We start from the raw sequence: 14,656 nt of genomic DNA, 5'->3' as shown, positions 1-14,656 counted from the left end.
CTACAATTGTGTGCGAATTCAAGAAAAATTAAACCACCTATCCCCTAAAGAATTTAGGGAACAAGTGGTTTAGGTGTTTTGATTGGTGTCCCGTTTTCGGGGTTCACTTCAGTAAACAAGGGTTTTTTATGCAAACTTATACAGGTTTTACATGAAGACGGTATGCTCAAATGAATTTACGCTACGATAAAAGAAAATAATAGATTAGATGGTGTGAATTTCAAACATACTGTTTTGAAAACAAAAAATAAATGCATGATAAGGATTGGCGTTGGAGCTTAATCCTTTTTTTATGAAGATGTAGAGAATGGCAAGTAGACCTAATACTACACGAGTGATGCCTTTAGTTAAGTAAAAGTAAGTTGAGTTATATAAAAAATGTGATTTTCTCTTGCATTACTATCACTTGAGTGGTAAAGTGATAGTAAGATTCACGATAGGAAGTGATCAAACATGCGTGATAATACGATAGGATCATTAATATGGTTACGTTTAATACGATTTACGAACCAAAGTAATCAAATGTCAAATGAGTTTTTAAAACGTTTTGATTTAACGACAGCTCAATTTGATGTGCTTTTGCAAATACGTACGTATCAACCACTAACACAAATGGAGTTAGCTGAAAAGGTAACTGTTACACAAGGTGGCATTTCTCGAATGTTAACTCGTCTTGAAAAAGAAGGATATATTGTACGAAAACAAGATTGGAAAACGAAAACAATTAGTCTTACAGAGCAAGGAGAAGCGGCTTTAGAGAGAGCATTGCCAGAGCAACTTGCATTTCAATCTTCGTTTTTTGATGATGTATTAAATGAAGAAGAGCAGAAAATATTATATGAGCTGATGACGAAAGTTCATAAGCATAGTGAAAAAAAAGAATTACCGCAAGAGTAATTTTTTTTACACCATCAATTGACTAATCAAGTGATGGTGTAGGTAATACGGAGATAAACTTGACTTACCAACGTTTTTAGAAAAAAACTAATACTACTTTATTAAAGGGGAGAGTAACTATGGAAAAATACCGTATAGATACAAGAAAAGGAATTGAGTTTGGATTATATTCAATTGGTGATCATGTTTTAAATCCACATAATGGGGACAAAATTACGCCAGAGAAAAGAATTCACGAACTAATTGAAACAGCTAAGTTAGCAGATGAGGCAGGACTTGATGTGTTTGCTGTCGGCGAAAGTCACCAAACACATTTTACAACGCAAGCTCATACAGTTATTTTAGGTGCGGTCGCGCAAGCTACGAAAAATATAAAAATTGCAAGTTCCGCAACGATATTAAGTACATCTGATCCAGTTAGAGTATATGAGGATTTCGCTACCATTGACTTGATTTCTAATGGACGTGCAGAAATTGTGGCTGGTCGTGGATCTCGTATTGGAGGATATAGTTTACTTGGTTATGACGTGAATGATTATGAAGAATTATTTGAAGAGAAGATGGATCTTTTATTAAAAATTAATAACGAGGAACATGTAACATGGAATGGACAGTTCAGAGCACCGCTCGCACATGCATCGGTTATTCCAAGAGCGAAAAATAATAACTTACCAATTTGGCGTGCAGTCGGAGGTCCACCAGCTAGTGCAATTAAAGCAGGACGTGCAGGTGTGCCAATGATGATAACAACACTTGGTGGTCCAGCAATTAACTTTAAAGTGTCAGTAGATGCTTACCGCGAGGCTGCTCAGCAAAGCGGATTTGATCCAGCTAGTTTACCAGTTGCGACAACGAGTTTATTTTATACGGCAAAAAATTCACAAGATGCACTTAGTGAATATTACCCTCACATTAATGCTGGTATGCTTACACTGCGCGGTGATGGGTATCCGAAACAGCAATTTACAAATGCAATAGATTACCGTGATGCTTTAATGGTTGGTAGTCCACAACAAATCATTGAGAAAATGCTTTACCAATATGAATTGTTTGGCCAACAACGCTTTATGGCACAAATTGATTTTGGCGGTGTACCATTTGATAAAATTGAGAAAAATATTGAATTAATTGCTACTGAAATTTTACCAGCCGTTAGAAAACATACAGCAAAATAAATAAAAAAACTGAGAGTTTAATCGACTCTCAGTTTTTTTATTTGTTCTGGAAAAATGACAAAAAAATGAACTTTTAGTCGAGGAAGAGGGAAGTTGTTTTCTATTTTTGAATAACATTATTTCGAGTTTGAATTTTGAAAATACATTTTTCTCTTGACAAAAAATAAGCATTTATCGTGGGTGCTTTCGAGGACATTTTTCCGAGTAAAAGTCAAGCGTATGAAGAAAAAACGATTGTTTTATAGATATAAAAGTAAGAAGTATATTGAAAAAACACATTTTGCTAATGAGAAAAATCTGATTCAAAAAAATGACAAAAGACATATTTCAGACAAAATGATGTCAATAATACGTCAAAAATAACCTGAATTTACTATGCAGGTATATTATACAATTCGATTAACGAATAAAACACTACAGAAATAGTGAAAAGGTAAAAAATAGCATTACAATAGTTTGAAAAACTGAAACTTCATATTTTTCGACAATACATACAAAATGTTTTTGTCTTTTCGTATTTCTTAATAATTGAGTTTGATAAGATTGCTCAATTAACTTTTATTATAAAAACTATGAAGGAAGTGATTTTAGTATGGAAACGCTCGAATTGGCACGAATACAGTTCGCATCAACAACGATTTTCCATTACTTTTTTGTTCCGCTGTCAATTGGTTTAGCTTTTATTATTGCGATCATGCAAACGTTGTATGTGGTAAAAGGGCAAGAGGTATATAAGAAGATGGCAAAGTTTTGGACGCAATTATTCCTTATTAACTTTGCAGTAGGTGTAGTAACAGGTATTTTACAAGAATTTCAGTTTGGTATGAACTGGTCAACGTATTCACGTTTTGTAGGTGATGTATTTGGTCCCTCGCTTGCAATTGAAGGATTACTGGCATTTTTCATTGAGTCTACATTCCTAGGTTTATGGGTATTCGGTGAGGACAAATTACCGAAGCGAATTCACTTAATGTGTATTTGGCTCCTTTCAATTGGAACGATGTTATCAGCATTCTGGATTTTAACTGCAAGTGCATTTATGCAGTCACCTGTCGGGTATGAAATGGCAGCTGATGGTCGTGCGCAAATGAATGATTTCTTAGCCATTATTCAAAACCCACAACTATGGGTACAATTCCCGCATACAATTACAGCGGCAATTGCAACAGGTGCATTCTTTATTGCTGGTGTAAGTGCATGGAAAATTACAAAAGGACAAGAAACTGTAGTATTTAAAAAATCTTTCCGAATTTCTATCATTGTTGGAACAATTACAACGGCGCTTGTATTATTCTTCGGTCATGCACAAGCGCAACAATTAATTAAGACACATCCAATGAAGATGGCGGCAGCTGAAGCGCTATGGAATACAAGTGAGGATCCAGCGCCATTTACAGTATTTTCGAAAATTGATACAGAGAAGAAAGAAAATTCGTTTGAAATTCAAATCCCTTATATGCTAAGTCTATTATCGTATGATAAGTTTAGCGGTCAAGTTGAAGGAATGAATCAAATTCAAAAACAATATGAAGAAAAATATGGACCTGGGGATTATATTCCTCCAGTGCATACAATGTTTTGGAGTTTTAGAGCGATGGTAATGAGTGGAACATTCATGCTTCTTCTAGGAGCTTACGGATGGTTCTTATCAAGAAAAGATCGTTTAGCTGAAAAAACGTGGTATTTAAAATTAATGGTGTATGCAATTTCTCTTCCATTCATCGGTAATACAGTAGGGTGGATTATGACTGAAATGGGTCGTCAACCTTGGGTTGTATTTGGTGTAATGAAAACAGAAGATGCTGTATCACCAAATGTAACATTCGGTGAAGTATTATTCTCACTTATTTCATTCACATCAATGTATTTAATTATGGGTGGAATTTGTGTGTACTTATTTGTTCGTACCATTAAGGGCCACAAGAATAAGAAAACGAAAAAGGATTATCAAAGCCATGATCCATTTGATAAGGAGGAAGAGTATGTTATCTCTTAATGAGTTATGGTTTTTAGTTATTGCAATCTTATTTGTTGGATTCTTCGTACTGGAAGGTTTCGATTTTGGTGTAGGAATGGTTTCGAGGTTTTTAGGAAAGAATGATTTTGAAAAACGAGTTTACTTAAATACAATAGGACCGTTCTGGCACGCGAATGAAGTATGGCTTGTTTGTGCTGGTGGAGCCATGTTTGCGGCATTTCCGCACTGGTATGCAACTTTATTTAGTGGTTTTTATATTCCATTTGTATTTATGCTTCTTGCTTTAATTTTAAGAGGTGTTTCCTTTAAATTTCGTGCGAAAATAGATAATCATAAATGGAAGAGTGCGTGGGATTGGGGGATGTTTATTGGAAGTATGTTACCTCCTATCCTTTGGGGAGTTGCGATTGCAAACTTTATGGTAGGTGTACCTATTGATGAGAGTAAAAATGTTGTAGGTGGATTCTTGCAATTACTTCATCCATTTGCGTTACTTGGAGGAGTAATGTTTCTCCTACTATGTATTGTTCACGGATTACAATTTCTTACGATACGTACAACTGGTAAATTGAGAGAACGTGCACGAATTGCTGCAATAAAAATTGCACCATTTTCATTACTTACACTTCTTGTTTTTGCTGGTGTGGGGTTATGGAAAACCGACATTTTCACTGCTCATGGAACAGAATGGATTATGGTACCAATCGGAGCTTTTGTAGCACTATTAGTGTCCACTTTATTAAATAAAAGAAGAAGAGATGGTTGGGCTTTCTTTATGACGAGTTTAACGATCATTTTACTAAGTGCGAGTGTATTTATCGGTATGTTCCCACGTGTTATGATTAGCTCTTTAGGAGCAATGAATGATTTGACAATTTACAACGCAGCATCAGGAGCTTATGCATTAAAACTTATGACTTACTTTGCGATTGCTATTTTGCCTTTCGTTATCGGAAGTCAAATATGGAGTTATTATGTATTTAGACAACCTGTTAAGTCAGACAACGATTTGGAGTACTAATGAAAAGAAAAAGAGGACTTCCGTCTTATCCCGGTAGCCGTATTTTATATGTAGCGTTAACGATTATTAGTATTTTAGAAGCTTTTAGTATTATTGCGCAAACAATCTTTTTAGCACGAGCTATTACGTTTTTATTTCATGGAGAGACAGTACAAACAATATTAAGTGAAGTTGTTTATTTTGGTATCGCGTTTGCAGCGCGTAACATAGTAGTTCGAACATCACAAATATTAGTGGAACGTTTTGCTGAAAAAACAGGGTCGTTACTAAGAAAACAATTGATAGAGGCATATTTCACATTAGGTCCAAGGTATGTTCAAACTGTTGGAACTGGTCATCTGGTTACCTTATCAATTGAGGGGATTGAGAAATTTAAAACATATATTGAATTAACGATTCCTAAAATGATTAGAAGTAGTATCGTTCCAGGTCTAATTGTACTATATGTTTTTACGCTAGATATTGAGTCTGGAATCATTTTAGTTGTAACGATTCCTATCGTGATCATATTTATGATTCTTCTCGGATTAGCAGCGCAAAAAATGGCAGATAGTCAGTATGAGATATATCGTGTACTTTCGAATCATTTTGTAGATACGTTAAAAGGTTTAGAAACATTAAAGTATTTAGGGAAAAGTGAACAGCACGAAGGAAAGATTGAAAAAGTAAGTAAAAGATATAGAAAAGCAACGATGCGTACTTTGCGAGTTGCTTTTCTTTCTTCTTTTGCATTAGATTTCTTTACGAGTTTATCAATTGCGTTTGTGGCAGTTGGATTAGGGATACGTTTAATAGATGGAACGATTATACTATTACCAGCCCTTACAATTTTGATTTTAGCTCCGGAATATTTTCTGCCGATTAAACAAGTGGGAGCAAATTATCATGCGACATTAGATGGACAAATTGCGATGGAGCAAATAGAAGAGATTTTGCAACAACAAAAAGGAATACAAAAGAAAGATTTAAATGAAGATATAGTATGGAATGCCTCTAGTAGCTTGAAATTACAAGATATCAAAGTTAATAATACTGAATCTGAAAAGGGTATATTAGAAGGAATTAATTTTACTTGGGAAGGTAACGGTGCTATTGGTGTTATTGGTGAAAGTGGTGCAGGGAAATCGACGTTAATCGACGTATTAGCAGGTTTTTTATCTCCTTCGAGTGGAAAGATGTTAGTAAATGGTCTAGAAGTTGATGGATCTACTCGTGAAGATTGGCAAAAAAATATTGCTTATATTCCGCAGCAACCTTATATTTTTCCGCTTTCATTAAAGGATAACATTCGTTTTTATGAAACAAATGCAACAGATGAAGAAGTTGAAAGAGTTATTAATGAAGTCGGCCTTCGTTCACTCGTTACATCACTTCCAAATGGGATACACGAAAGAATTGGAGAAGGTGGACGTATGCTAAGTGGCGGACAAGAACAGCGTGTTGCTATGGCGCGTGCGCTTTTAAGTAAAAAACCAATCATTTTATTAGATGAGCCTACGGCACATCTTGATATTGAAACCGAATTTGAAATAAAGCAAGCGATGTTACGTCTATTTAATGGAAAGTTAGTATTTTTAGCAACTCACCGTCTACATTGGATGAAACAAATGGACCATATTCTTATTCTAAATAAAGGGGAAATGAAAGAAAGTGGGACGTATGAAGAACTTTTAGAGAATGAGACATTACATTTTCATAGGGAAGAGAGGGGAGAGAAATGAGTAACTGGGTTAAACCTTATATAAAACAAAATAAAGGTAGAATGACTTTAACTATTTTCCTTGGCCTTCTTGGAGTTAGTTCAGGAGCGATGTTACTTTTTATTTCAGGTTATTTGATCTCAAAATCTGCCCTTAGACCAGAAAATGTAATGGCTGTATATGTTCCTATTGTTGCAACAAGAGCGTTTAGTATAGGGCAAGCTGTATTTCATTATATAGAGCGCCTAGTCGGACATGATGTCGTACTACGTATATTAGAAAAAATGAGAACGAGGCTATATAGAATAGTAGAACCACAGGCGTTATTTTTCCGTTCTCGATTTCAAACGGGTGATATGTTAGGAGTGTTATCCGAAGATATAGAGCATTTGCAAAACCTATATTTACGTACAATATTTCCTAGCATATTAGCGCTAGTTGTTTATAGTATCTTCGTACTTGTTATCGGTGCATTTGATTTTGTTTTTGCACTTATTGTAGGTTGTATGCTAGCTATTATCGTTTTTCTTCTTCCGTTTGTATCATTACTTTTGATGAAGAAACATCATGTTACTTTAAAGCAAGGAAGAAACCGTTTGTATCAACAACTGACAGATGCTGTTTTTGGATTATCTGATTGGCAAGCAAGTGGTCGTAAAGATGAATTTATTAATGAGTATGTAAAACAAAATGATCAGTTGTTAAAAATCGAAAAGAGAGTGAAACGCTGGTATCATATTCGGGACAGTATCATTCAATTAGTAGTAGGTATTGTAGTTATTTCGATGATCATATGGACTGGGAATGAAGCGGCAAGTGAACAAATTGCTCCTACAGTTATCGCAGCTTTCGTATTAATGACTTTATCTGTAACAAATGCGCTTATTCCTATTGCAGATGCCATCGATCGAATACCGTCGTACGTAGAATCTACCCATCGTCTTAATGACGTAGAAAGTGATAGTGTTTTACATGATGAAACGGATTTGCATGGAGAGAAAGATTATATTGAACCAAAACATGTAGATATTGAACTGAATCACGTATCGTATAGTTATCCAGATAGTAATGAGATTGTATTAAAAGATGTATCATTACAAATAAAAGCAGGGAAGAAAATTGCTATTTTAGGGAGAAGTGGGACAGGGAAATCTACTTTACTAAAATTATTAACAGGGGCGTTAAGCCCAGTAAATGGCCAAGTTGTATTGAATGGTGAACGAGCTCATACGAATCTTTTATCTAAATATATTTCTGTATTAAATCAAAAGCCGCATTTGTTTGATACGACAATTGGAAATAATGTACGAATTGGCAAACCGGAGGCGACGGATGAAGAGATATGGAAAGCTTTAGAGAAAGCACAATTAGCTTCACATGTTACTTCTCTTCCAGACGGATTACAAACAAAAATGCATGAAATGGGAAAGCGGTTTTCTGGTGGGGAAAGACAAAGGGTTGCTTTTGCTAGAACTCTTATGCAAGAAACACCAATTATTGTACTTGATGAACCGACTATCGGTTTAGATCCAAAAACAGAATTGTCTTTAATCGAAACAATGTTTTCTGCAACGGAAGAAAAGACGGTTATTTGGATTACGCACCATCTTGTAGGAATAGAACATGTAGACGAAGTTATATTCCTTGATCGTGGCCAAATTGTCATGCAAGGTAGTCATAAACAACTTCTGAAAGAAAATGAAAAGTATCGTAAACTTTATGAGTTAGATAAAGGAATATGATTTGAATAAGCAATAATTGTAAAAATAGCTACGCCTAATGGTGGAGCTATTTTTTTGTTAGATTGCAGGTGTATATGATTGTTACGAATTAAAAATGAATTTCATATTATACATATAATGGAGGGGATGTACATGAAGGAGCAATATAAAATCATTGTTTTAAGTGATGAGTTATCAGGGGAGAGGATTCGAAATACGTTAGACAAAAATAAATGTAAAACAATAGTTCATGTTGTAGACGTTTCAGATGTTGTTCGTATAGAAAGTTCTTTTCAATATATAGTCATTTGGAGAGGGGACGCAGAAAAACTTACAAATGACTTGATAAATAGGGGCGTGCAAAGTTCAAAAATTATTAATTTAACAAAATACATGTATGAATGGAAGAATAAATTAATTTCTATCTATCAAATAAATCCGGATCTTATGTCTTTATACATTTCTATGAAAAAAGCAAAGAGTGATCCGACGTATGAATTGTTTGCTACCGGTTTGTCTTATCCACATTGTGGCATAAGTACGGAGCTTCTCTCAAAAAAGTCAATAAAATTAACACTTCCATCGCAAGATCTATACTATGATTATTTAATAGCATCACAACTTTTATCAAACAATCATTCATTTCAATATTGTTTAATAGGAATAGCCTATTTCTCGTTTTACTTTGATATGTCGTTATCATCTGAATCATATAGAATTCACAAAGTATATTATCCATTGTTTCAAGATGGTCATCATACTGTAGTTCATTCTCCTCTACCCACTGATGGATTCTCACATCTAAATACTCCGAAACCACTTCTTTCTATTTTTAATTTGCATTTTGAATATATTTTATTAGACGAACTAAAAGATGAATCATTGACGCTGCCTTGGATAAATGCTGAATGGAATACTACTTCTCTTCATATTCCTTTTGAAGAACACGGGAAAATAAGAGCAGCTTCACATGCTAAATTGGCGTATCCTCATACTTTAGTTGAAAATAAAATGATTTTTAAGAAATATTTAGAATTACTGTTAAAAAACGATATAAAGCCATTAATTGTTGTGTTCCCTGTTACTTCACATTATTTCAATTGTAGTAGTAAGAAATTAAAAGAAGATTTTTATAAAGTTATAAATGATTTTCAAACTCAATATTCTTTTCAAATTATAGATCTATTTGATTCGCCATTATTTTGTGACGATGATTTTTATGATAGTGATCATATGAATAAAAAAGGTGCAAATAAAATGTCCGCATTATTAAATATGTTTATTCAGGAACGAAAAGTATGATATTTTGTTTCATGTTTGCATAAAAGTATATAGGCTCCATACAGTTAAAGTAATGTGATTTTTGTGTCGCGTATATAAATAATATGCGAAGAGGTGAGAGAGTTAAAATGAGAACTCGTATTGAAAGAACTGAAGAAATGGTAGAGCAACTTCCGTTGGTAAGTGTATTAATTCCTACGTATAATCGTCCTAGTTACTTTGAAAAGGCGTTATGTAGTGTGTTAGAACAAACGTACCCTAATATAGAAATTATAGTTGGAGATGACAGCACGAATGATGAAACAGAAAAATTGTTACAAAAATACTTATGTGATCATTCAAATATTATTTATATAAAAAATAGGTCAACTCTCGGACAATTTGAAAATGCGTTAATGTTATTTAATGAAGCGAACGGTGAGTATATAAATTTTTTAATGGATGATGATGTATTTCATGTGAATAAAATTGAAAAAATGATGAAGTATTTTTTCAATGATTTAGATAATGAAATTAAGCTTGTAACATCTCATCGTCAAGTCATTGATGATAAAGGGAAAGAACTGCGACATATTTATTCGACTGTCCGTTTATTTGAAGAGGATACCATTATAGAGGGAACAGAATTAGGAAATAAGGTAATTGTGGATCAAAAAAATTATATTGGAGAACCGACAACAGTTTTATTTCGTAAAAATGATTTACAAGAACCATATGGGATTTTTGATAAGAGGCGGTATTTATGTAACGTAGATATAGCTTCATGGTTATCTTTATTAAGTAAAGGAAAAGCAGTATATATAGCAGAGACACTGAGTTACTTTCGATTACATCCAGATCAACAGTTAAATGAATCTAATAAAATGATGGATGGGTTAGAAGATTTTTCACACAGTATTATAGCAGGAGAACAATATGGTTTCTTATCCACCGAAAAAGAGTTAGACAAAGCGATAACTAATTTTCTAGATTATGCAAGAAGGATAGTTCCATCATCAATATTATATACATTAGACTATTACCAAAAAATTAGAGCGAAGAAAATAAACATAGAAAAGAAAAAACAACATATAAATAATAATTCTTCATTACCGAAAGTAAGTATACTTATTCCTGCATACAATAGACCTTATTACTTGGAATTAGCACTCAACAGCGCTTTGAATCAAACATATGAAAATATTGAAATTATTATTTCTGACGATAGTACAAATAATGAAGTCAATGCTATGATTCAACCGTACTTACGTGAATATGAGTGTATTACATATGTTAAAAATGAAACGCCGTTAGTTGCCGAAAACTTTAATAAGTGTGTAGAACTTGCGAATGGGGACTATATAAACTTTTTATTAGATGATGATTTATTTCATCATGAAAAGATCGAGAGAATGATGAAATACTTTTTGACGTTAGAAAATATTTCATTTGTGACGTCATATCGTGAACTGATTGATGAGAATGGAGAGATATTACCACCTTCAACATTAAATATGAAAATCGCGAAAGAAACTACACTTTTTGAAGGAAAAGAATTAGGAAATTATATGTTAAAAAACTTAAAAAATGTAGTTGGTGAGCCGACAACTGTTTTGTTTAATCGGGATTTGTTTGACGGGAAGTTTGGATATTTTAAAGGAAAGGCTTATTCTGCTATTAATGACATTGCAACTTGGCTAGATATGATGAGGAAAGGAAAAGTAGTTTATATGCAAGAACCTCTTAGTTATTTTAGACAACATAGTGGACAAAATCAAAAACAAATGCATTTTATTTTAATGACAATTGAAGAGTGGATTGAATTAATTATAGATGCATATAATAGTGGATTTTTAAGCTCCGAAAGTGAGTATAAAGAGAGTTTATCTTATTGTTTAGAAAATGCGGGATTTATAGTTAAGGATGCAGTAAGAAATGGCGAACTAGATCAAATTTATAATGAAAAGATAAAAAAAGGGTTAAACAAGTTAGTTGCTCATATGTTTGAGAAAGAATCTTGTTATTGTCAATATTGCAATCAACAATTTGAAAAATTTTCACCTTGGCCAGCGCATTATGATTTTCCGAAATATAAATTTGAGATGTGGAATAAAGATACAGGGATATGTCCAGTTTGCAATTCGATGGATCGTGAAAGATTGTATCATGCGTACATTGAAACGGAAACGGACTTGTTAAATAGAAACTATACAATGCTTCATATTGCACCTGAAGCGAAGTTAAGAGATTGGTTTAACGAGTATAAAAATATTACGTATGTATGTGGTGACTTAGAACCAAAGGATCCATTAATGAAGGAAATTGATGTTACAAGGATTACATATGATAGTAATACTTTTGATGTAATATTATGTAGCCATGTGTTAGAACACGTTCCTGATGATGACAAAGCAATGCGAGAGTTATATAGAGTGTTAAAGCCAAATGGATGGGGAATTATTCAAGTACCGATCGTAATGAATGTAGATTTTATTATAGAGAATGAATTAATTGTAACACCACAATTGAGGAAATTAGCTTTTGGTCAAGAAGATCATGTGAGAATTTACAATCAATCGGGATTTATTCAACGATTAATGAATGCAGGATTTAAGGTAGAATTATATAACATAGCGGAAAAACAAGGAATGAAAAGTGCTAGGAAGTTTGGATTATCTGAAACAGATATGCTCTATATTGTCCGAAAATGATAGGAAGGAATAGATAGATATGGAGAATATTCCTTTTTTACGTGCTTCAACTGTACCTGTAAGTGAGTATTTGGACGAATTGAAGGAAATTGATACATCTCACATATATACGAATTATGGACCTATAAATCAACGTTTTGAGGAAACAATTATGTCGTCATTTTTTCAAAACAGGGGAGCTGTTACAACAGTAGCAAACGCAACGTTAGGGTTAATGGCGGCTATTCAACTAAAGAAAAGAAGAAAGGGAAAGTATGCTCTCATGCCTAGCTTTACATTCCCTGCGACTGCCTTAGCCGCTATTTGGTGTGGATTGGAACCGTACTTTATTGATATTTCAATAGATGATTGGTATATGGATAAAACCGTACTTTTGGATAAAATAGAAGAATTAAAAGAAGAGGTTGCGATTGTTATCCCGTACGCCACTTTTGGATCATGGATGAACTTAGAAGAATATGAAGAACTAGAGAAGAAGGGGATTCCGGTTGTCGTAGATGCGGCGCCGGGATTTGGATTAATGAATGGAGGGATGCATTACGGTCAAGATTTTAGTGGAATGATTGTATATAGCTTTCATGCAACAAAGCCGTTCGGAATTGGTGAAGGAGGGCTCATATATAGTAAAAACGAAGAAGATATACAACGTATTAAAAGAATGGGGAATTTCGGATTTGATAAAAATCGTGAATGTACGATGATGGGGTTTAATTGTAAAATGTCTGAATACGCAGCAGCTATTGGGATAGCGACTATAAAAAAGTGGGATCAAAAATTAAAAGAACGCAGCCGTATTTCTGAATGGTATAAACAGTTGTTACAAAATACTGGGTTAATGAAAAAAGGGTGGAAAGTCCAAAAGACAGAAGCGGTTATTCACCAATTTATGCCTATCATTTGTCCAGAAGAAGTTCGCAATATACAAGTAATAGAAGAACTGAAAAAACAGAAAATAGAAGCTAGATTATACTTTTCACCATCTTGCCACCAACAAGTTCTTTTTAAAAACTATAAGTCTACAGATTTAACAAAGACGAATAAAATAGCAAAACGAATCGTAAGTTTACCTTTATGGGAAGGAATGACGAAAGAACTAGTAGAGCAAATTGTAATCTGTTTAGAGCAGAAGGTGGTGTCGGTAGATGAATAGTTTTTATAGTCAAGAAGAACTAAAGCAAATTGGATTTTTATCTGTTGGGAAAAATGTATTGGTTAGTAAAAAAGCAAGTATATATAATCCGAGTGCTATATCAGTTGGCAATCATGTAAGAATTGATGATTTTTGCATTTTAAGTGGTAAAATCACAATTGGAAGTTATTCGCACATATCAGCGTATACAGCGTTATATGGAGGGGAAGTTGGGATTGAAATGCATGATTTTGCAAACATCTCAGCTAAAACAATCGTATATGCAGTACTTGATGATTTCAGTGGAAATACATTAATGGGGCCAACCGTCCCGAATCAATATAGGAATGTGAAAGCAGAAAAAGTTATTTTAAAAAAACATGTGATTATTGGTGCTAATTCTATTATTTTTCCAAATGTAACGGTAGGAGAAGGTACGGCAGTCGGTGCGATGAGTATGGTAAAAGAGAGTTTAGATGATTGGTATATTTACGCTGGAGTTCCCGTAAGAAAAGTAAAACCTCGTCAAAAAAAGATGCTAGAGTTAGAAATTGATTTTTTAAAAAGCATTCATTCTTAACAAAAAAGAATGAATGTTTTTTATTTTTATCTCGCTATTTGCCGGGCAGTAAGACCCTACCTCAAAATTCAGCGGAAGTAAAGAAGTTAGGTGGGGATCGGGCTGATAGCCAGTGGGGGATGAACAAAATCCTCACTGATTAAACTTTCACTTTATGATAGAGCAGAGAGTATCTTAACTTATTGTGTTTTAAATTTTGCTGACCAAGGCAATACTGAGCCATAGTGAATGTAAAGTTGGAGGGCGAGCGTATATGTTTGATGAAGATGGGATTGTTTTAATTATGGAACCAGCTGATGAAAGAAACTTGAGGAGATTTATTTTTTCAGTGCCAAAGTCAGTGTATGAAAAGAAGGGGCTTACATTACACTATGGAACAGCTATAGGACAAGGCTATATGGATATAATTGAAGATATTATAAGCGTACATATAGAAATAGATGTTGTAACGATAATAGGGCATGTAAGAGGATAAATAGCTATT

The 14,656-nt window shown here is 33.8% G+C and carries 12 protein-coding genes; all 12 read left to right on the top strand.

Annotated elements, in window-relative coordinates; genetic code table 11:
- Positions 1-73 (top strand): IS3 family transposase (locus ACTFSL_RS23445; RefSeq protein WP_326245104.1); only part of this gene is annotated, 73 nt, incomplete at its 5' end.
- A gap of 380 nt (positions 74-453) precedes the next feature.
- Positions 454-897 carry a MarR family winged helix-turn-helix transcriptional regulator gene (locus tag ACTFSL_RS23440; protein ID WP_001205523.1) on the top strand — a complete coding sequence of 148 codons (444 nt, stop codon included), beginning with the start codon at positions 454-456 and terminating at the stop codon, positions 895-897.
- 119 nt (positions 898-1,016) lie between these two features.
- A complete protein-coding gene (locus tag ACTFSL_RS23435) occupies positions 1,017-2,072 on the top strand; it encodes an LLM class flavin-dependent oxidoreductase (protein ID WP_000417543.1) in 1,056 nt (351 codons plus the stop codon).
- Between the two features lie 592 nt (positions 2,073-2,664).
- Positions 2,665-4,068, top strand: coding sequence for a cytochrome ubiquinol oxidase subunit I (cydA, locus tag ACTFSL_RS23430; RefSeq protein ID WP_000448869.1), 1,404 nt, complete (start codon positions 2,665-2,667; stop codon positions 4,066-4,068).
- Entirely contained in the window at positions 4,055-5,071 is a 1,017-nt protein-coding gene (gene cydB, locus ACTFSL_RS23425; RefSeq protein ID WP_000950085.1) for a cytochrome d ubiquinol oxidase subunit II, read from the top strand. The genes cydA and cydB overlap by 14 nt, the downstream gene beginning before the upstream one ends.
- Positions 5,071-6,792, top strand: coding sequence for a thiol reductant ABC exporter subunit CydD (cydD, locus tag ACTFSL_RS23420; RefSeq protein WP_088338236.1), 1,722 nt, complete (start codon positions 5,071-5,073; stop codon positions 6,790-6,792). The genes cydB and cydD overlap by 1 nt, the downstream gene beginning before the upstream one ends.
- On the top strand, positions 6,789-8,513 hold the full coding sequence (gene cydC / locus ACTFSL_RS23415) for a thiol reductant ABC exporter subunit CydC (RefSeq protein WP_088338237.1): 1,725 nt from the start codon (positions 6,789-6,791) through the stop codon (positions 8,511-8,513). The genes cydD and cydC overlap by 4 nt, the downstream gene beginning before the upstream one ends.
- A 132-nt stretch (positions 8,514-8,645) precedes the next feature.
- The gene (locus tag ACTFSL_RS23410; RefSeq protein WP_119683192.1) at positions 8,646-9,794 is read left to right on the top strand and encodes a hypothetical protein; all 1,149 of its coding nucleotides are present in this window, start codon (positions 8,646-8,648) and stop codon (positions 9,792-9,794) included.
- A 107-nt stretch (positions 9,795-9,901) separates the two neighbouring features.
- On the top strand, positions 9,902-12,463 hold the full coding sequence (locus tag ACTFSL_RS23405) for a glycosyltransferase (protein WP_440042481.1): 2,562 nt from the start codon (positions 9,902-9,904) through the stop codon (positions 12,461-12,463).
- A gap of 19 nt (positions 12,464-12,482) precedes the next feature.
- Complete coding sequence (locus tag ACTFSL_RS23400) at positions 12,483-13,613, top strand: DegT/DnrJ/EryC1/StrS aminotransferase family protein (RefSeq protein WP_000427964.1); 1,131 nt, start codon at positions 12,483-12,485, stop codon at positions 13,611-13,613.
- A complete protein-coding gene (locus ACTFSL_RS23395; protein ID WP_001084195.1) occupies positions 13,606-14,172 on the top strand; it encodes an acyltransferase in 567 nt (188 codons plus the stop codon). The genes ACTFSL_RS23400 and ACTFSL_RS23395 overlap by 8 nt, the downstream gene beginning before the upstream one ends.
- A 253-nt stretch (positions 14,173-14,425) precedes the next feature.
- Positions 14,426-14,647, top strand: coding sequence for a hypothetical protein (locus tag ACTFSL_RS23390; protein ID WP_000459099.1), 222 nt, complete (start codon positions 14,426-14,428; stop codon positions 14,645-14,647).
- The last annotated feature ends 9 nt before the right edge of the window (positions 14,648-14,656 follow it).

This window comes from Bacillus cereus group sp. MYBK108-1 (genome assembly GCF_051917185.1).
GTDB classification, from domain to species: Bacteria; Bacillota; Bacilli; order Bacillales; family Bacillaceae_G; genus Bacillus_A; species Bacillus_A cereus.
Note: the sequence above shows the minus strand (reverse complement) of the source record. Positions and strands in the feature narration are given on the sequence as shown.